This is a genomic window from Polystyrenella longa, assembly GCF_007750395.1.
Classification (GTDB): domain Bacteria; phylum Planctomycetota; class Planctomycetia; order Planctomycetales; family Planctomycetaceae; genus Polystyrenella; species Polystyrenella longa.
Genome location: NZ_CP036281.1, coordinates 1,742,772 through 1,763,010, shown reverse-complemented (window position 1 = coordinate 1,763,010; position 20,239 = coordinate 1,742,772). Strand labels below are relative to the sequence as shown.

Sequence of the window (20,239 nt, the reverse complement as noted above, 5' to 3'; positions counted from 1 at the left end):
GCTTCTATTCAGGAGAACACAAATCTGACTCCATCAAGCTCGCTATGTTTTGTGAATCAGGATCATTCTGTTGTTTCAAAAACTGAACAACGTTCTTCCTGCGTTGGATAGAGTGATTTTGACTTAATTTAAACTTGCCTTCGATCCGCTCAATATCAATCGTGAACCCCACAATCATTGGTAATAATTTCTCGATAAAATCAGAGGAATTGTTTTGCATCGTCCAAGGAGAGGATTGGTCCGATTCATAGCGTTCGACATATTGCGTGAGGATTTTTAGAAGTTGAGCAGATTCATGAACCGGCTGGTAACGACCATAAGTGTGAACGGCAAGATAATTCCATGTGGGAACAGTATTCGACTCTTGATACCAAGTCGGTGAAATATAGGCATGAGGTCCGTGAAAAATGGATAGTACTGACTGACCGGGCTTAGTTTCACTATGTGGGTTCGCAGTCGCGAAGTGGCCAATCAACCTACCGAACTGCCCTTGAGTACGATCCAGAAGTAGAGGAACGTGAGTGGAAAATGGCTCGTCATTCTGCTGTGTGATTAACGTAGCAAAACTATGTTCCTCGATAAAATCATGTAGGATATCTACATCTGTTTCACGAAAAGATTGCGGAATATACATTAGAAGTCAATTCTAGGCTGACGTACTTTCAGCCATTCTATACCTTCGCGATCCAAACCGTGGCTTTGGCCTCGCCGATGACGACCTCTTTCGCGTCTCCATTTGCCGCTGTTGCTTTGGAGATGCTGTCGGCTAAAGTTTCGGATTGGATGTAGTCGGTCCAACCTTCGATGGCGGTGGTAACGGAGTCGTCTGCGGAGAAGTAATGGATATTAATCCGGTCTTCGATTTCGAGGTCGGCCTCTTTACGAAGCTGCTGAACCTGACGGACAAAGTCGCGGGCGGCTCCTTCCAGCTTCAGCTCCTCGGTCAGCACAGTCGAGAGAGCGATTTGCACGCCCTGCTCGTCGTTGCAGAACCATTCGGCCGACTGCTCCGTACTGACGAGAACGTCTTCCGGATCGAACGAGATTTCATTGCCTTCCAACTCGATGGTTACCGATTCTCCCCGACGTAACGGACCCAGCATGTCATCGCCGACTTCGGGTAATTTCTCCCGAAGCAGCTTGAGCAGTTTGCCGTATTTGGGACCGAGTGTTTTCAAATTCGGTTTATAATGATAACTCACTAGCGCATCCAGGTTATCAGCCGGGGTCAACTGTTTGACGTTCAGCTCTTCCTTAATGACATCGGTCAGGTTGGCAATCGCCACGGCCTGATCTGCCGTTGCGGTAGCGTATTTCAGCTCAGCCAGAGGTTGCCGAACACGCTGATTCGCTTCTTCGCGAAGTTTGTGTCCCAGTTTGACGACGAGTTGCGCCAATGCTCCGCTGCGGTTCAAGTCTTCATCGATTAAAGATTCATCCGCTTGTGGATAATCGCACAGGTGAACCGACTCGGGCGCATTGTCGACGTTGTTCAAGACCAGGTTGCGATACATTCTCTCGGTGACGAAGGGAATGATTGGAGCCAGCAGTTTACTGACTGTCGTCAAGACGGTGTACAATGTCTGGTAGGCTGCCAACTTGTCGGTGTCGCCCGCATTTTGAGAACGCCAGAAGCGACGTCGGTTACGACGGATGTACCAGTTGGAAAGTTCGTCGATAAACTTCGTCGCCTTTTCGCAGACAGAAGCGGTATCGTAATTCTCAAACCCTGCATTCACTTCCTTCACGAGGACCTGTAAATTCGAGAGGACCCAACGGTCGATTTCGGGCCGATCGGCGACGGGCACTTCGACGGCCTTTGTATCGAACTCGTCCAGCCGGGCGTAGTTCACGAAGAAGGCGTATGAATTCCACAGAGGAATCAGAATCTGACGACGGATTTCGTCGGCCGATTTACTGGATACACTGCAGGTAGGCACCCCCTCGAGTGTTTCTGTTACGGGTCCATCGACTGTTTGCAAAGTGACAGGTTGATCTGGATGGCGTGTTCCAAATCGTAAATCGTTGGCCGGATTCTGAGCCATGTACAACCAGCGAAGGGTATCTACACCCAGTTGTTCCGCTGCTTCTTCAAACCAGATCGCGGTTCCGTCCGATTTGTGCATCGGTTTCCCTTCCTCGTTCATAACGAGACGGTGACCGAGCAGGGTTTTGAATGGAGGGCTGTTATCCATCATCGTCCCCATCGACAGCAACGCATAGAACCAGTTCCGGAACTGGCCAGGGAAACATTCCGTGACGAAGTCGGCGGGATACCATTCTTTCCACGCCTCTTTATCACGATTGAAACTCATGGTGGAGAACGGAACGATCCCCGCGTCGAGCCAGGGATTACCGACATCTTCAACGCGCGACATGATGTTGCCGTTGTTCGGGTTCTGGATTTTCACTTTATCGATCCAGGGTCGGTGCGGAGTGTGCCCTTCGAACTCATCCCATCCTTCGACCGCTCGTTCCTTGAGTTCGGCGAGAGAACCGATGACCTCGAAGTCACCCGTTTCCTCATCAACCCAGATCGGTAGCGCCAATCCCCAGAACCTTTTCTTGGAGATCATCCAGTCGCGCATGTTAGAGAGCCATTCGAGTTCTCGCTCTTCACCCTGTACGTTTTTAGGTAACCAATTGATCTGCCGCGTGACATCTTTGATCTCTTCCCGCCAGTCCATATTGATGAACCACTCGTCGACCAATCGGAAGACAAGTTCATCGCCCGTTCGCCAGCAGTGCGGATAGATGTGCGGGTAGGTCTCGGTGTAGACGAGGAGATGTTTCTCTTTCAGTTTCGAGAAGACAAAGTCGATTGTGTTAGGATCGATGGCTTCGCGGCCGGTGAATTCACCGAAGCCTTCCATGAAGCAACCATCTTCGCCCAGGGGAGCGATGCTGACAATGTTGTTTTCCTGTCCGAGAGTATGGTCGACGTCACCACAACCAGGGGCTGTATGGACGATGCCTGTACCCTCGCCGGCGACGACCAGGGGTTGCCCTTTCATATCGCGACCACCATCCAGGACTCGGTGGCAACTGACGCCCGATTTGTCGAGCAGGTTTTTGTCTTCAGGGTAACCGCCCGGTTGTTGCTGCGCGGGAAGGTCGTCGAAGGGACCTTCATATTCCCAGCCCACCATCTCAGAGCCTTTGAGCGTTCCGAGGACTTCATAGCCCCCCTGCTCTTTGAATATCTGCGCGATGGATTTGAGTTTGGGAACGTCCTTCGGCCAACTCCATTCAGGACGACCAAAGCCTTCTTTGAATTCGCGAGAGAGTCGTTGATACTCCAGGTTCTCTTTGGCGAAGTAATAGATTGCGTCGTCTCGTTTGGACTGTAGACGGACATATTCGAGATCGGGATTGATCGCCGCCGCGACGTTACTGGTTAACGTCCACGGAGTGGTGGTCCAGATCAGCAGGTATTCGTTTTCTTTATCTTTGAGCGGGAAACGGACGAACAGCGAACGGTGCGTCGTCAGCTTTCGGCCATCGGCGACTTCCATCTGGCTGTAAGCGCTGCCTCCACGCCCCGACCAGGGCATGACGTCGTGGCCACGATAGACTTTACCTCGCTCGAAGCATTTTTTCAGGAAGGTCCAGATCGTCTCGTTATTTTCAGTGGAGAAGGTGAAATAACTTCCGCCCCACTCCGGATTGCCAAGCTTCGAAACGATAGTCGAGGCTTTATCGGTCACGGTCTCCCCTGCAGGAAGCTGATATTCAACTTCGTCGTCGTTATCGATGTGCTCGGCCAGACTACGGAGTTGGTCGGGCCGGTCCCAGTCCATCCAGTATCCGAGACGGACCGATTGTTCGGTTTGGCGGGCAGCGAATGTCAGAACCCGCTTTTTACAGGCGTTGACGAACTTGTCGATTCCGTATTCCGCGATAGCCGTTTTGGTAGGTAACCCGAAGGAGCGTTCAACTTCGACTTCCACCCAAAGTCCCTGGCAATCGAAACCGTTCTGGTAGCGGAGTTCACGACCGCACATGGCGTGATAACGCTGAAAGGCGTCTTTGTAAGTTCGCCCCCAAGCGTGGTGGACCCCCATCGGATTGTTGGCCGTAATCGGGCCGTCGAGAAACGACCATTTGGGTTTTCCGGCGTTCTTTTCACGGAGTGATTTGAAAATCTGGTGCTTGTTCCAGAAGGTGAGAACATCATGTTCCCCGGAAACAAAAGCAGCATCCTGTGAGACTTTTTCAAACATCGAATTGACTATCTGTAAATACGTTCAATTGGTCACGGTCCACAGCAATATTTGCATGCAGCAGAATTTACCCGCTACAGTTAGAGAACACCAGTGGACGCGGGTGGGCAGGCAGGCTGAAAAACGGGTCGTTTATTCGACCGGGAGAGACTTCGCCCTGCTCACTTGTGATTAATCAGTGGTGATTAAAGGGAGCTAAGCGGCGCTGGTCAACCCAAACCGGGTGTGGACGACAGGATCCGGCGTAGAACTGGCCCGGAATTAGAGTTTCTCTACTATTTGAGGGATCAATCGGGAAAGACGTTCGCCTCCACGGGCCGCTACCGCCAGAATTTGATCGATATTGGCCGGTTCAAGAGCGTCCGGCAAGCAAAGATCGGTCACAACCGAAAATCCGAGAACCTTCAAATCAGCATGGACGGCAACCAGTACTTCCGGGACGGTCGACATGCCTACAACGTCGGCTCCCATCCCTTTGAGCATCCGGTACTCGGCACGGGTTTCCAGATTCGGTCCCATCACGGAGACGAAGACACCCGGGCTGACAGGAATTCCCATTTCCAGGGCGATCTCGCGAGCGAGTTGAAGCAGATCTTTGTTGTAAGGAGCCGACATATCGGGGAAACGGGGTCCGAGACGGTCATCGTTGACACCGCGGAGGGGACTGTCGGGCATCAGGTTGATGTGGTCTTCGATGACCACGATATCCGCCAGGTCAAGTTGTGGGTTGATTCCGCCAGAAGCATTGGTAATCAAGAGAGTATCGATCCCCAGTTCCTTCATTACGCGCACAGGAAAGGTGACCTGCTGCATGGAATACCCTTCATAGAAATGGAAACGACCTTCCATTGCGATGATCGGTTTTCCCCTAAGCTCCCCACAAACAAGCTGACCGGCATGGGACTGAACTGTCGAGGTCGGAAAATACGGAATCTCCGCGTAAGGAATGACCACATCGGTGTCAATCTGCTGCGAAAGATCACCAAGACCTGTTCCCAGAATCAGACCGACAGCTGGCTTCTTCGACCATTTGCTTTGAATCAGTGCTGCTGCTTCTGCTGTTTGTTCGAAGACGCCTTGCATCGGTTGAGTTCCTGAGGCGACTCGTTATGGGACGAGTCGATCTAAAAAATAAGAGTGTAATCTCTTTTCGTGATCAGAATAAAAAAACGCTCTGTCGAATGGATATCAACAAAGCGTTTGTCGTTGATTTATATCGCTCAATTCAGAGCGTTCAGTTTAGAGCGATCACTTTCGAACCATTCTGACAATTTACGTCGACAGCCAAAAGCGACAAGAAACCCGAACGTCAAACGAAGATCATATCGCGCCCGAAACCCTTTAACAGACATGTCGCCTCTTAGCTTAAAGATTTCAGAGCAGTCCCAACCGTGTTACGAGATGGGATTTAGTATTCTTCGTCATCGTCGCTTTCGAAGCCGCCGAAGTCGTCGTCATCATAGTCGTCGTCGTAGTCGTCGTCTTCATCATCGTCGTCATCGTCGTCTTCATCATCTTCGTCTTCGAAGTCATCGAAGTCGTCGTCTTCATCCTCATCTTCGTCGTCGAAGTCGTCGTCCTCGAAGTCATCGTCTTCGACTTCAACATCGTCGAAGTCGTCTTCTTCGTCGTCGAAATCGTCTTCCAACTCTTCTTCGTCTTCGTCCTGCATCAGAAGATCGCGGTCTTCGTAGCCGCGAAGGCTTTCTGTCAAATCCCATTGGAGGATTGAGGAGTTTCCAAGCTCCTGCTTCTCACCGGACCATGCAACAACCATCCGTATTTGCCTCTTTCAGTCGTTCACCAGAGAAGTAAATTTTTCCATCGACACTGCAAACATCTTCGACAGAACTTTATCGTGTTTTCCAAAGTCATAAATTGCAACTCTTGACGGACAAGTCAACTGCAAGTCCAAAATTTCTGAAAAATTTCTGACTTGTTTTTCGACATCGGAAAGCCAGAAGCAATCTTCGAGCCGTATGGCGTTCCCCAATCGAGTACTCGAGCTATCCCGAGAGTTGCTTTAGCAGCGAATATTGTCTCAACAATACGTTCAAGGATTCAACGGTTCTTAGCAAGGCCGATCCTCCTTCGCACAGAAAAAGTCTGAATAAAAAAGTTGTTTTTTAATGTCAAGCGATCCCCGCCGGAATCAGCCTGTTATTGGTCGATGCAAGGCATTTCCGAGGATCTCCCCGTAAGAAAAAGAGTAAGGTCTTTGCTAAATCACTCTTTTCTCCAGAATAGAAAGTGATTAAAAACCGGTTAACGAACCTGGGTTTTCCATTTCCTGTTCATCACATTGATTGTGTATGTCGATTTTGCCGATATCGAGGAATAACAACTTTGCCTTTGCGTCACGGACTCCGTATCGAAGATTCTCGTATCTGGGTGATTCATCGCTTGCAGGAGTACGGTCCGTTCGACTATGAATGGAGTCCCGATCTTCAAGGGATGGAAATGACGTATCAGGGACAGAAATTCGGCGAGTATTGCAACTCCCGGGAGTTCTTTGCCGATCTCAGCGAATTCAAACTGCCCACGTCCGTTTATTCTGTCGCAACAATTGCGTTGGGAACTCTGATTCAAGCCATTCTGAACGGGCGACCGTCGCCGCAGAGAGAAGCTCTGATCTTGCGACGGCTCGCCAATTCGAATTTTTCCCGGTACGCGACGACCTCGGAAGATTAAAAGCCGTTTCAGGTATTCTGGTCAAAAACTAAAAACCGAGACAGCACCCGGACTCGGGGATTGCCGGAATTAGGCTGATCAACTCTCGCCAATCAATCGGCCCCTGCGTTCGCTGAAAGACCTGTTTTCCGTCAATAATGACCTGCTCTACGTGAGTTGCATGCTCAAACGGATCGCCATCGTACAGCACCAGGTCTGCCACTTTCCCTGGTTCCAGGCTTCCGTATTGATCGTCCAACTTCAGTATCCGCGCCGCATCCAGCGTGATCGCCTGCAGTGCTTGCGCGTGGGATAAACCGTATGGAATCGACATCGCCGCTTCATGGCGAACGATGCGGGTTTTCGGGACGTAATCTTCAAATCCTGTACCAATGGCGATCAGGTTGCCCTTCTCTACCAATGCGGCGGCATTGCCGGTGTAGGAGTGATAGGTCTCCATTCCACCGACCCGCTGCATGGTGGGATGAACGATAACAGGCGTTTTCGATTCGGCCAATGTCTCCCGCACGAGATACGCTTCGCCCGCGAGTGTAAAAACACCCTTCAAGTCGAATTCCTGCATTAACCGAAGCCCTGTTAGAAGATCGTCCGCGCGTTGGGCCGCGATGAGTACTGGTATATCCTGTTTGAGAACCTGGGTTAGAATTTCCTGTTTCAAATCGCGTGATTCCGGCTTTTCAATCGCGGCAGGTCGCTCGGCCAGGGCTGGTTTTGAACGATCCACCTCGGCTGCGTCGACCTGTTCTTCGTCCGGTTTCTTGTTTTCTTTGTTGAGCTTGTTCTGGGCCTCCTGAAACGTTTTTCGCAGAATTGCGGCGACGCCCATGCGAGTACCAGGCGATTTTCCCTGATAGGCCGATTTCGGTTCGCCCCCCAGATTCAGCACCAGTGATTGCGGAAACTGGACTACCATTTCATCCGCATTCTGGCCGTAGGTCCGAAAGACTCCGCTTTGTCCCGCAATCAGGTTGCTGCGTCCGGGAGAGGCGTGGATTAAAGTCACCCCCTGTTGCATCAGAAATCGCAATAGAGGTTCCTGGGGATTAAAGGCATCAAGCACTCGCAATTCCGGCTGGAGTGTTCCCGACTTTTCGTCGTGATCCTGATCCGCAGAGATGTTATACGCCCCGGACAGGGGAACCATGCTATAGGCATCTATTAAACCAGGAGTCACTACTTTAGATTTCACGACCGGCACATTGTCGGGGGCATTCAGTTCTTCCAGGGTTCCCACCGCCATAATTTTTCCGTCTCGAACCCAGACAGCCCCATGAGGAACGGGAGGACCGGAAACGGGAAATAAGAGTTCCGCCTGAACGATGTATTCGGTCGTCTCCTCAGTAATCGCGGGAATTTCTGCGGAGGATTCTTCCTGATTGTTGGCAGCAAGTTCGGGAAATGGTGCCGCTTCCGGTGGTGTTGGATAGTCGGGTCGTAGCTCTTTATCCAACAGAGCGAAGCCGCCCGTCTGATACCAGCGCTGGTCTTCATCTGCCAGAGAAAAATACTGCTTCCCTTCGATCCAGGTCTCCAGTACACGTGTATAAGTGCTGAAGGGCGCCCCGCTGAGCACGACGAAGTCGGCATCTTTTCCGGTCTCAAGCGAACCAATTCGTTCGTCCAGATGCATGACTTCCGCTGCCGAAAGGGTTAAAGCCCGTAACGCTTCGTCTTCACTCAACCCGCCACGGATCGTGACGGCGGCAGTTCGCAGCAGAAATCGGCTTTCAGTGACGGGATCGTCCGTATTAATAATGACCTTCACCCCTGCTTGCTGCAAAATGGCACCGGTCTGTTCGAGTAAATCAACGACTTCCTGCTTGCCGCCGGGACTGTCAATCACGGTCATGGAGACAGGCACGTTGGCTTCGGCAATTTCTGCGGCGACTTTGAATGCCTCTGTCCCATGCTGGATCACTAATTCAAAATCGAATTCCCGTTTCAATCGCAAGACGGTTAAAATGTCATCCGCTCGGTGCGTGTGAAAATGGACAGTCCGTTTTTTCTCCAGCACTTCGACGAGAGGTTCGAGTTCTAAATCACGTTGGGGAGGATCAACCTCTTCTCCGACCGCTTTCTGCTTCCGGTAATGTTCCCACTCCTGCTGGTAATGTTGGGCCTTCAAAAATGTCGCTCGCTGCATGGCGGCGATTTTCATTCGGGTGGAGGGGGCCTGACCGCGACTTCCATAACTTCGTTTTGGGTTTTCTCCATTAGCCATTTTCAACCCGCCGACGGTCTTTTCGGAAGCAATCCACATTTGTTCGGGCGTGTACCCACGAAGTTTGATGTAGATCGTCTGGCCACCGATCACGTTCGCGCTACCGGGCATGACATTGGCCGTCGTTACTCCACCCGAGAGTGCCATCTTGATGCCCGGGTCGTACGGATTCAGCGCATCCAATGCACGAACAATCCCCTGCACGGGGCCAGTCGCTTCATTTCCATCACGGTTCGCGGCGACACCAGGTCGGGAATAAACACCAAGGTGCGAGTGGGTATCTACTAATCCGGGGATAATCACTTTCCCGCGGACATCGTGTACTTTGGCCCCCTCGGGAATGGTGATTTCCTCCTCAGAACCCACCGACTGAATTTTCCCCTGGGCGACGACCAACGTCCCCGGATCGTAGACCTCACCCGTTGCCGTCAGAATGCGTGCTCCGCGCCACGCTTCGACCTGCTGTTTGGTATTTGCTTTCTCGTTTTCTGCTGTTTCCGCTCCGGGCAATAAAACGATTCCCGTGAGAAGCATTATCGAACAGATCAGCATTACTCTCAGATTGACTGTTTTTTTGAGCTTATTAAATATCATCAGCGTGGAAATACTCCGAAGGTTTTTTATGACGGATGCTCCGCCGCGCGAGGCCAGATTCTACAGAGGAATTATTATTTCTGGTCAGTTCAGTATGGGTTCCTCTCTGACTCTACGCAATTTGAAAGCGTGACGAGGGAAATAAGTTCCGGAGCCGCATGAGCTTCCTTCGGTATTCATGCAACATTTATATACTGCCCCGAATCGAGGCAAAACCGCCTTTTTTTACGGCTAAACCCCTAGATTCCAGCCGCATTTTCAGACACTTACTCCGAATTGTTTCTGGAGTTTTGATTTTCAGCCGAACGAGTTTCAGAAGACATCCGGGCACGGCGGAACCGTATCATTTCAGCGTTCCCACCTGTTCCGGGAGCCATCATTCGAAGGACTCTGGCACGACCCTCGCTATCCGTTCCGATTCGACATTCAAAACTCGACCAATACGGGCACGCCCTTTGCTTCTTGGAGGTTTGCAAATTAATTCACACATAAGAGTTCGCTGATTGCGTTTCCAGTGATCTCTCCAGCCTAAGAGGAACCGTTTTTAACCTAATGTAACGGAAAACGGAGTTTAACTCCGTCCTGATGTATCTCCTCGATTCTTATGGTGCCTGCTTTATTGCTTCTGTTGCTGATTCGGGGAGATTCAACAATCCGTTCTCATCGACTCTATTCCTGCGCACTCGGGAATATTAGTCTCGCGTTAAAAAACGTGTTCATCGGTGCCAACCCTGTTTTCTCTCGATGCCAGTTCCTTTTTGCCTACAACCAAATCCAAGGTTTGATTTGCAAATGAGACTGTACAGTTCACAACGGTAGAGTAACCACGGTTCGCACTAGAGTGATCTTTATGATTGACATGAGAAACATTGCCAGTCGCAGATTTTCACAGCGGAAAAAGGTGGTCGTTGTTGGCGACGGAAACGTCGGTCTACAGTTCTGTGAGAAAATGGTCGAACTCGATCGCAACCACGAACATGAACTGATCGTTTTCACTGAAGAGAAACTTCCCGCTTACAATCGGCATGCAATGGCCGAATATGGCCAGCATCAATGTCCGGACCAAATTCTGCTGACGCCAGAGGACTGGTACGAAGAACATGGAATCCAGCTGCATCTATCCGACCGGGTCCTGAAGATTGATCGCGACGAGCGGCAATTGATCTCCAGCAGCGGTCAGATCATCAACTACGACCTTGTTGTGCTGGCAACTGGCTCCTACGCTTTCGTTCCTCCCATCGCCGGAATTGACCAACAGGGAGTCCATCTGTTTCGCACCATCAATGACATGGAGCGAATCATTAAAGAGAGTGATCAGTGCAAGTCTGTCGCTGTTATTGGAGGTGGGCTGTTCGGACTGGAAGCGGCCAAAGCGGTTTACGATCTCGGATTGAAAACGCATATCATTGAATCAGCCCCTTGGTTGATGCAACATCAGCTGGATGAAACGGGAGCTTCCTGCCTGCGAAGTTGTATCGAGACTCAGGGGGTTGAAGTCCACCTCGATACAAACACCACGGAAATCCTTAGCGATGGCAACCGAGTCTGCGGACTTCAATTTCAGGACAACAGCCAGCTACAAGTGGACATGGTTATCTTCGCCGCTGGCCTTCGGCCTCGCGACGAACTGGGTCGCATCAGCCAGTTGGCGATTCACGATGAGGGTGGGATTATCGTGAACAATCAATTGCAAACTTCCGACCCGTCCATTTTCGCAATTGGAAAAGCGGCGTGGCATCCTGAAGTGATGTGTGGGTTAGTTTCTTCAGGACGTCAAATGGCGACTGTTCTCGCGCAGAATTTAACGGGGACTCGAACAGAATTCACAGGCACCGAACAAGCGGTTAATCGCAATCTAATGGGGGTCGACGTCGCCTGCTTCGGCGACCAGATTTTCAGTGGGCAAGACCTTGAGTCAGTCACCTGGCGAGACCCGTCAGCGGGCGTCTATCGTAAACTGTTTATCAATCCCCAAGGGACCCGCATCCTCGGAGGAATTCTCGTAGGAGACACGTCTGATTATGAGTTTCTCTTGTCGCTTATGAAAAGCCATAAGACGTTGAACTGTTCCATCGACGTCCTCCTCAAAAACGTCCGACAAAGCTCATCAGAAACGCCAAGTCCAAATGGTCCCAAACAGACTTCGAAGAGATCGCGAAAAGCGATCTAGAGCGCATTTCAGAAAACCGTAGCGTGTTCTGGCGGCATAGCCTACTGTTTTTAAAGGCTTTTCGGGACCGATAGCCGCCACACTTATCCTGGACAGGATCTAGGCTGCGCTCGATCTGAAAAGTCACTTCCTCCACGACCGAATACAACGCGTTAAAAGCATCTCATCAATTCTTCCGACGGTTCCGGTTTTGACAAGTGGGTCTCCACAAGCTTACAGTGGGTAGACTCTCGCTGATCTCAATCTCATTGATTTCAACGCGTATGACTCTACTTCATCTCCGTACCGGGAGCCCTGCATGTCTTTCGCTCGTTCGTTGCCTTTACTCTTCGCAATCTTGATTAGCTACTCGGTTTCTTCCAGCCTTTCCGCAGCGGAACTCGCGGGAAGCCAACCGAATATCATTCTGGTGATGACCGACGACCAAGGTTATGCGCCGGTTGGACGGCATGGCCATCCGTGGATCGAAACACCGAATCTGGATTCGCTCTACGATGAAAGCACGCGATTTACACGCTTTCTCGTCAGCCCGACCTGCTCCCCTACCCGGTCGGCCCTGATGACGGGACGACATCCGATGAAGAATGGGATTACGCATACGATTCTGGAACGAGAGCGAATGACTCTAGATGCAACAATTCTTCCCCAGGTCTTGAAATCAGCCGGTTACGCTACGGGCATCTTCGGTAAATGGCATCTGGGAGATGAGGAGCCTTATCAACCTCATCAACGGGGATTCAATGAGACGTTCATCCATGGAGCCGGTGGGATTGGTCAGGCTTACGACTGCAGTTGCGCCGACGCACCAGACAATAGCTATTTCGATCCGATCGTTCGGCACAATGGTTCGTTTGTGAAAACGGATGGATTCTGTACCGACGTTTTCTTTAAAGCCGCGAGGGGGTGGATTAAATCACAACAGGCAGCGGACCAACCTTTCTTTGCCTATATCACGACGAATGCTCCGCACGGTCCTTTCCTCGCCCCTCCCGAAGACAAACAACGATTCCTGGATCGTGGGTTTACTGAAACCACGGCCGGCTTCTATGGGATGATTGAAAACATCGATCAGAATATGGGCCGGTTGCTTAAGGAGATTGAAGAATCGAATCTTGCAGAAAACACGATGGTGATTTTCATGTCCGATAATGGAATGACTGGTGCTGGATCGGGGCGATTAGGTCAACCACTCGGACAGGCGGAACCAGGTAAAGTCGATTCGAACAAACAACTGTTCCCATACAATGCGGAAATGAATGGACTCAAAGGAAATCCGCATGAGGGAGGCGTCCGGGTTCCCTTTTTCGTTCGCTGGCCGGGGAAGATTCAGCCGGGACAAGATATTGATAGGATCGCGGCACATATCGATCTGCTACCAACGCTGGCGGCGCTAACAGGTGCAGCCCTACCAGAAAACCAGGTCGAAGGGCGAAGCCTGCTTCCTCTTATTGAAGACCCGACAACTGAGTGGTCTGACCGTTATCTATTCACGCATGTAGCCCGCTGGCCAACGGGTGCCGATCCGGACCAATTTCAATGGAAGAATTTCGCCATTCGTAATCAACAGTACCGGTTCGTCAATAACGATCAACTATTTGACATGCAGAAAGACCCGGGAGAGACAATCAATGTTATCGAAGACCATCCCGAGGTCGTCGAACAGATGCGAACTGCCTACGAGAAGTTCTGGCAGGAAACGCGTCCGCTGATGGTTAATGAAGATGCCCCGCTATCTAAAACACGTCCGTACCACGAGCTATACAAGGCTCAAATGAAATCGACTGGCATTCCTGAATGGAAACCTCCCGCACTCTGACCCGGGAGAAATGCCCCTTTCGATCAAGGACCTTGAAATCATAAACTCTGTCAAGCTTTACCAGCTTCGTCTTTAATAAGGCCAACTTCGCACATGCTTAATCGTCTCGCGAAAATCACATCAATCACTTCTTTCTTTCTTCTTTGCAGTCTGGGGATGAGTTCTCTGCCGGTCAGAGCAGATTCTCCCCTGGAGAAGGCCTCGACGCTCCATGCGGGGATGGGCATTATGGTGGGTGAAGTCGATTCAAACTCGGCACTTGTCCAACTGCGATTAACAGAGACAGACGAATTGGTTGACGGCGATCTTCCGGGGGCAGAAGGCTTCGTCCGGTTTCTGTTGTTCAACCAGAACGAACCAGACCGGATCCTACAAACATCTCGAGTGATTAAAGCGAACGCGGATCATGATTTTATTACACGTGTTCGTTTCAAGGAACTTGATGCGGGAACGGGGTATATCATCCAGGCAGAATACGCCGAGTTAGAAAAGCCATTTCAGAAAGGGCCTCAAACCGAATTCTTGACCTTACCCGGGGCTAAGTTGGCGGAGGAGGTTTCCTTTGTCGTTGTGACGGGGATGAACTATGCGAAATTTCATGGTAAGACCAACCTGCGATTAAACGAAGGCAAGACCGCCACCAAGATTCAAGGACCGGCTTACTCCGGAGCAGATAAGGATCTTGGATTCCCAGCCCTGGCTTCGATCCTTGATGCTCAGCCTCTCTTTTTCGTCGGAACGGGGGACAATGTTTATTACGACCACCCCAAGGAGCCTCGGGCACGCACCTTCGCGGAAATGCGTCAGAAGTGGCATGAGCAATTTGTCCAACCCCGTTTCAGGGATCTCTTCGCCAAAGTTCCGACCTACTGGGAAGTCGACGACCACGATTACCGCGACAACGATTGTGACAATAGTGGCGATCAGAAACCGACTGCCGCTCAGGGCCTGCGGATGATGTTGGAGCAGCTTCCTTATGCCGAGATAAATGCCGAAAAGCCGTCGACTTATCGAACATTCCGTGTTTCTAAAGACCTGCAAATCTGGCTTGTTGAAAATCGACTGTTCCGAAGTCCCAATAAAATGCCGGATGGTCCCGAAAAGACGATCTGGGGTGACGAGCAAAAATCATGGTTGAAGCGAACCCTCAAGGCAAGTGACGCCTCTTTCAAGATACTGATTTCCCCCACCCCCATGGTGGGCCCGGACGACGCTTATAAAACAGACAATCACGCGAATAGTAATGGGTTCCAACACGAACGAGACGAGTTTTTCCAGTGGGTAAAGTCAGAGAAACTCGATCAACAGGGCTTTTACATCGTCTGTGGCGACCGTCACTGGCAGTACCATTCTATTTTCCCGAATGGGATCGAGGAGATTTCCTGTGGCGCGTTGGTCGATGCCAACTCCCGGATTGGAAAGAGCCCAGGGGATCCGAAATCGACCGATCCAGAAGCGAAGATCAAGCAACCTTATACCCAGTCAGAACCCTCTGGCGGATATCTGCTGGTCCGATCGCAACCGGCTACTACAGCAAACGGTCCGAAATTAACCTTTGAATGGCGGGACGAGCACGGCGAAGTTCTGCACGAAGACGTGAACGAACGTTAATAATCTGAATTTAGCACTTCAAATAGAGGTGAGAAAGACGTCGTTAGAGGAGTCAAACAGATGAAAGTCGAGCACAATCGGATCATTCAGCAGAATCTACGAACGACTCCCTATTATCACAAATTATGGACCGGCTGTTTGGGTTGATCTATCTTGGTTTTGTGCTAGACTTTGCACGCACTGAGGATCTTGCTGGCCTGTCAACAGACCAGTCTCCTCGGACAACGTCAAAATACTACCCGGGAACGATGAAACCTGCACCCGTAGCTCAGCAGGATAGAGCGACAGTTTCCTAAACTGTAGGTCGTGGGTTCGAATCCCGCCGGGTGTACTGGAAGCAGCCTTGTCAAACTTAGCTCTTCCATTGACGAGAACTTTCAACTGGGAAGTTCACCCCAATTCAATTACAAGCAGTTTCAAAACCCTCCGATGGGAAACCTTTATTCTCTATTTGTAGGATAAAGACAACCACAACCGGGTTTTGAAATGGCCTTTAAGGAGAGGTGGCAGAGTGGCCGAATGCACCGGTCTTGAAAACCGGCGTGCCGCAAGGTACCCAGGGTTCGAATCCCTGCCTCTCCGCTTTTAACAATTAGCTTTTCGTAGCCTGAGTAATACCATCAGGTTACGGAAAGCTTTTTTTATGGATTTAGGTTGTGTGTCATAAATTGTGTCAAAATCAACTTTCTCATCCTTCACGAAACCGCCGTATCACATTAACGCTTGATGCCTCCGGGTTAAAAATTAGTTCAATTCAGGGTTCGACTGATCATTCAGTATTTGAATTGAACTCAGAAAATTGACTTGTGCCATTCGCTGATGCGATTCGGCGTTGTGCAGGTGATAGTAATGGCGGACCATTTCACTGTCGGCATGGCCCAACCAGTCCCGCAGCATGAATTCTGAAACTCCTTGATTCGCACACTGCGAACAGAAGTAATGCCGAAAGCTGTGCAGACGACCGTCTCGGAAACCAATCTCACCATCGGCAGTTGGAAACTGGTCATTCAAGGGTGTGAGTACTTTCTTTATCAGAAGTCTGCGGACGGTGTCTGGTTTCAATCGACCTCCACGAGGTCCATGAAAGACATAGGGATCCTGCTGGTGGTTCATGAGCTTGAACATGTCGGATAATTCCGGACGAATCGGGATCATCCTCGATTTACCACTCTTAGTTTGTCGTATTTCTTTCTTCTTTTGTTTTGAGCCAGATTCGTCCCGAATATGTAACAGTGAAATTGACAAGTCCACGTCGATCCATTGAAGTGAACATGCTTCGGAGATTCTGGCTCCCGTTTGAGCCAGCATCATCAACACATACCACAACCACTGCAAGTCTTCAGCATCCCGCGCATATAGAAGCATGGCTCGTATCTCTTCAGGTTTCCAGCAGTAGGTCGTTGTTCCCTGCTGTTTCATAAGGGGGAGCTTGATCAAGTATTCGTTGGGCAAAAGAGCTTCCTGTATGAGCCATTTATTGACACGTTTGACGGTCTCCGCTTCAAATCGTCGAGTCCTCTCAGCATAGTCTTGGGCGGACAGCCAACTGATGTATTTCTCGACTACAGATCGGGTAACCTGAGCCCACTTAGCCATTCCGTTTTGTCCTGCAAATTTTTGGAACTTGTCCAAAACTGCTCGATAACGTTTGACGGTAGTCGGTTTGGCGCCTCCCACGAGTCGATCGCGTTCACAATATTGAAGAAAACTCTTGCATCCCTCAGTAATATTGACACTCGTATTGTTTGCTAAATCCACGATATCAGGATTAGCAAGACCGGATTTGACAGCACAGACTCGATCAAGGCAAATCAGTCCCGACTTCGCCTCGAGGTAGTCTCGAGTATCAAGCGAATGCCGTCCAACAGAGGGTCGATTACTCCGACCATCTGCCTGCCAGACTCCTCCACGTTCGTAGATCTTCCATTTGAAGAACTGACATTGAATCGTTTCTCTATTAGATTTCTTTCTCGCCATGGATTCCTCTCCAAGGTGGGGTTACCACACATAAGAATTGTCTATTTTTAGTTAACGGTGGGTATTGTTTGACTATTGCTTCCATCGGGGAGTCCTGCCGGAAATTGATTTAGGAGACGGGTTGGAAGCCTTCTGTTTGAGCACACGATCCAAAGCGTCTTCCGGTATCAGAATCTTCGAGCGATGACCTCCGGGCTGGATATGGTCAATCTTGTCCTCACGGACCAGACGCCGTACCGTCGGCTCAGAAATGGGATTTTGTTCAGCAAATTCCCTTATAGTCATATATTTGGTTTTTCCTTTTTGGATCATCGTCCATAACTCCAATTTAGGGGATTCACAGCCAACTTGTATTTCCATTGGCTGATGGTTGTTATTGAAAGCCTCGACTGAGTCTTCCTCATTCGGAGCTTGTTTTTTACTGAATCCCATCGTACCACACGTTGTCGGCGTCTCTTCCGTTGCGCGCAGCGATGCACTCCGGGTGGGGTGATGGATGGGTTCACTCTTCTTCATTCTTCACCTCCCGATTTTCATTTTCCGCATGCAGGCGGAGCCAGCGCTCCGCGATCTTGCGGGCCAGTAACCGACAGTAGTCGGACAGAGCTTTCTGGAATTCTTCCTGTGGGTCGGAATTTGGATCATATCGATCTTGTTTTTTCATGATGCCTGACCTCTGATTAAGGCTGAAGGAAATGGGTATTGCGAGCGGTACCTAATTCGACGGAAGGGAGTCGTCTCCAAACAACTGGAGATGTTGTCCCAGACCGTCGAACAGACGCCGGATCTGCGGGAGGAGTAGCCCCCTCATCGCAGACGGGAGCTCGTGAAACGGGACAAAATGATTGACCGCTTCCCGCAGGATTTCGGTTCTGGAACTTCGATGGTTTTCGAATTCCACGACATCCCAGTAGATGATGCCGATACCGGCAGGAACAATCAGGGCCGCCTGCAGTAGTTGGGCAGAATCTGAAAACGGATCGTCGGTGTAGGATCTGGTTAATAAGAAGTCTCCGAGAACAGTCGCTTCCTTCAGTAATCCAGAATGACTGAGTTCTGCCGTTAACTGGCAAAGGGGAGCGGCGTAGGCCTCGGCTTGTTCCGCCTGTAAACGCAGTTTTCGAACCTGGTTCAGTAGACGTTCAATCTGGTGAGATAATGAGTTTTCCATGGGGTCCTCCTTTTCTGGGGGCGAAAAAGAAACATGTTCACCTCTCGATGTATCGAGGTGGTGATTTGTTTGTAACGAAAAGAAATGCAGTCGCTGTGTGACAAAGAGGGCTGGTGAATGAGTCTGAAAGACTTTCGAAGACAGTTCATGATTTTGCAATCAATTGCAAAATTCACTGAACATATTTGACGTAACCATCTTATTAATAACGACTTACAGAACATAAAGTGGTCATTTAGACACCACATTAAGAGGTAACTGGATTTCGATTACTGACCTATTCACCCCACTCCTGATCAGGTTCACAGCCAATCTCGACCGGTTTTCGATCTCTGAAAACTAAAAAAAAGCGGAAGCATGTTGGGGGCTGCAACTGGGTGCAGTCGGGAACGTCGGACAAAAAACAACCGGCTCCGAAATCGGAGCCGGTTTCTGTTCAGGGACGATCTCTCGACCGATTAAGAGGGCAGTAATTTACACCTGTAAGAAGGCCGGCAACCAGAATGTTTCCAGCCAGGCTTGCTCCGCCTGGATGGCGTCGGCCCGATGCGGAAACGGTCCCAGTACGGGGCCGCTCACAGGAGACAGGTCCGCTTCCCAGAGGGAGTTCGCATTCGGTTCCACATGGGAACCGCGTCGAATCTCCAGAGGTCCGAGCGAAGAGAGATCTATTTCTTCCTGATAGACCGCATGCAGGGTGCCGTCCGGTTCCACTTTAAGTTGCATCGGACACCACCTCCTCTCGGGAACGACTACGGACGATCTGTCGACGAGGTCGAAGTTCCAGTTGATCTTCGAGCACTTCCCCGACCTGCTGCAGTTGCTCACGGACTGTTTCCCGCATGGTCCGTTCACTTCGTAAGCTCTCGGGCGACAGGCCCGCCGTGACACGCTCCGCTTCATCAATAAGTTCTTCCAGCTGCGCATTCGAGCGAATGTTGAGCTGACGGAATCGCATCAGAAACTCCGTGAGGTTCGTCAGCGCGGAATCCCGGAAAACTTTCGGTTTCCCATCCGCCTCTCCCGACAACCGTTCGGAGAGACGCGTTACGAGTTGCTGGAACTCTTGAAGAAACGATTCTTCCGCCAGTTCCAGAGCTTCTTCGAATCTCGCTTCAATGCGGCGGCTTTGTTCCTCATACAATTCGGGGTTAAGCCGCTGCAGGTAGTTCGGTGGTTCGACGTTGGGGTATTCCGCGTCGATCCGAAACAGATGATCGAGATGACTGGGATAGTCTTCTTCGTTGAAGAGGTCTCCCAACCGTTCTCTCGCAATACTCTTCAGTTCGCCGAACTCTCGCTCCAGTTGGAGAACAGCCTGCGACAGTTCCTGCAGGAGTTGCTGGAATTCGATTTCAAAGATCTGAATCCGGTCTCGACGAATTAATCGAAGACCGGGATCCGGGTAAGGGACTGTCATCCCTTTCCAGAGGGAGACGATCCGATTCCGGATCGAGGTCACTTTCCGATAGGCAGGATGCCGGGTGTCGATCAGTTTTTTCCGCGCCGAGAAGAAGTCCCGGTTCGCGCCGAACGTCGCCGCCGCTTCCGCCTGCTGGGATGCCGGGAGCGCCTTGCTCGTTCCCAGCCAGTGAACTGATAACCGAACGGCGCCCATCTGGGTACGCAGTTCGGTGGAATCGGTAATGGGGTTGGGGGTGGATGTGGTAACACGGATCATGTACTTCCTTCCTGTAAAAAGAAAAACCCATCCGGCGTTGCTCTGATTAAGAGAACGCCGGATGGGTCATGAAAAGTTAAGAGA

At 50.6% G+C, this 20,239-nt stretch carries 15 protein-coding genes and 2 tRNA genes; 6 read left to right on the top strand and 11 right to left on the bottom strand.

Features of this window, described 5'->3' with window-relative positions; all coding sequences use genetic code 11:
- Window positions 1–4 precede the first annotated feature (4 nt).
- From Pla110_RS06670 to Pla110_RS22580, 4 genes are all read right to left on the bottom strand, one after another.
- Complete coding sequence (locus Pla110_RS06670) at window positions 5–634, bottom strand: FMN-binding negative transcriptional regulator (protein WP_144994456.1); 630 nt, start codon at window positions 632–634, stop codon at window positions 5–7.
- Window positions 635–671: 37 nt separating this feature from the next.
- Window positions 672–4,223: a class I tRNA ligase family protein gene (locus tag Pla110_RS06665; RefSeq protein ID WP_144994455.1), complete on the bottom strand. Its 3,552-nt coding sequence runs from the start codon at window positions 4,221–4,223 to the stop codon at window positions 672–674.
- A 261-nt stretch (window positions 4,224–4,484) separates the two neighbouring features.
- Window positions 4,485–5,306, bottom strand: coding sequence for a purine-nucleoside phosphorylase (locus Pla110_RS06660; protein ID WP_144994453.1), 822 nt, complete (start codon window positions 5,304–5,306; stop codon window positions 4,485–4,487).
- Between the two features lie 325 nt (window positions 5,307–5,631).
- Window positions 5,632–6,000, bottom strand: coding sequence for a hypothetical protein (locus tag Pla110_RS22580; protein WP_197440553.1), 369 nt, complete (start codon window positions 5,998–6,000; stop codon window positions 5,632–5,634).
- A gap of 569 nt (window positions 6,001–6,569) precedes the next feature.
- Here Pla110_RS22580 and Pla110_RS06650 point away from each other — a divergent pair.
- Window positions 6,570–6,914: a hypothetical protein gene (locus tag Pla110_RS06650; RefSeq protein WP_231742935.1), complete on the top strand. Its 345-nt coding sequence runs from the start codon at window positions 6,570–6,572 to the stop codon at window positions 6,912–6,914.
- Between the two features lie 28 nt (window positions 6,915–6,942).
- On the opposite strand, the gene Pla110_RS06645 is transcribed toward Pla110_RS06650, so the two are convergent.
- Window positions 6,943–9,669, bottom strand: coding sequence for an amidohydrolase family protein (locus Pla110_RS06645; RefSeq protein WP_197440552.1), 2,727 nt, complete (start codon window positions 9,667–9,669; stop codon window positions 6,943–6,945).
- Window positions 9,670–10,579: 910 nt separating this feature from the next.
- On the opposite strand from Pla110_RS06645, the gene Pla110_RS06640 reads away from it, so the two are divergent.
- The 5 genes from Pla110_RS06640 to Pla110_RS06620 all read left to right on the top strand — a co-directional run bounded on the left by Pla110_RS06640 (window position 10,580) and on the right by Pla110_RS06620 (window position 15,908).
- On the top strand, window positions 10,580–11,899 hold the full coding sequence (locus tag Pla110_RS06640) for an NAD(P)/FAD-dependent oxidoreductase (protein WP_144994449.1): 1,320 nt from the start codon (window positions 10,580–10,582) through the stop codon (window positions 11,897–11,899).
- A 298-nt stretch (window positions 11,900–12,197) separates the two neighbouring features.
- A complete protein-coding gene (locus Pla110_RS06635; RefSeq protein ID WP_144994447.1) occupies window positions 12,198–13,715 on the top strand; it encodes an arylsulfatase in 1,518 nt (505 codons plus the stop codon).
- 93 nt (window positions 13,716–13,808) lie between these two features.
- Window positions 13,809–15,326, top strand: a complete 1,518-nt coding sequence (locus Pla110_RS06630; protein ID WP_197440551.1) for an alkaline phosphatase D family protein — start codon at window positions 13,809–13,811, stop codon at window positions 15,324–15,326.
- Window positions 15,327–15,583: 257 nt separating this feature from the next.
- Window positions 15,584–15,657, top strand: a tRNA-Arg gene (locus tag Pla110_RS06625).
- Between the two features lie 166 nt (window positions 15,658–15,823).
- Window positions 15,824–15,908 (top strand) — tRNA-Ser (locus Pla110_RS06620).
- Between the two features lie 162 nt (window positions 15,909–16,070).
- Here Pla110_RS06620 and Pla110_RS06615 read toward each other — a convergent pair.
- The 6 genes from Pla110_RS06615 to Pla110_RS06595 form a co-directional block, all read right to left on the bottom strand.
- Window positions 16,071–17,303 carry a tyrosine-type recombinase/integrase gene (locus Pla110_RS06615; RefSeq protein WP_144994445.1) on the bottom strand — a complete coding sequence of 411 codons (1,233 nt, stop codon included), beginning with the start codon at window positions 17,301–17,303 and terminating at the stop codon, window positions 16,071–16,073.
- Between the two features lie 72 nt (window positions 17,304–17,375).
- Window positions 17,376–17,819 carry a helix-turn-helix domain-containing protein gene (locus Pla110_RS06610; protein WP_144994443.1) on the bottom strand — a complete coding sequence of 148 codons (444 nt, stop codon included), beginning with the start codon at window positions 17,817–17,819 and terminating at the stop codon, window positions 17,376–17,378.
- Window positions 17,806–17,967: a hypothetical protein gene (locus Pla110_RS22575; protein WP_197440550.1), complete on the bottom strand. Its 162-nt coding sequence runs from the start codon at window positions 17,965–17,967 to the stop codon at window positions 17,806–17,808. Before Pla110_RS22575 ends, Pla110_RS06610 begins: the two co-directional genes overlap by 14 nt.
- Window positions 17,968–18,018: 51 nt before the next feature.
- The gene (locus tag Pla110_RS06605; protein WP_144994441.1) at window positions 18,019–18,474 is read right to left on the bottom strand and encodes a hypothetical protein; all 456 of its coding nucleotides are present in this window, start codon (window positions 18,472–18,474) and stop codon (window positions 18,019–18,021) included.
- Window positions 18,475–18,948: 474 nt separating this feature from the next.
- Complete coding sequence (locus Pla110_RS06600) at window positions 18,949–19,200, bottom strand: hypothetical protein (protein ID WP_144994439.1); 252 nt, start codon at window positions 19,198–19,200, stop codon at window positions 18,949–18,951.
- Window positions 19,190–20,155, bottom strand: coding sequence for a hypothetical protein (locus Pla110_RS06595; RefSeq protein WP_144994437.1), 966 nt, complete (start codon window positions 20,153–20,155; stop codon window positions 19,190–19,192). Before Pla110_RS06595 ends, Pla110_RS06600 begins: the two co-directional genes overlap by 11 nt.
- Between the last annotated feature and the right edge of the window lie 84 nt (window positions 20,156–20,239).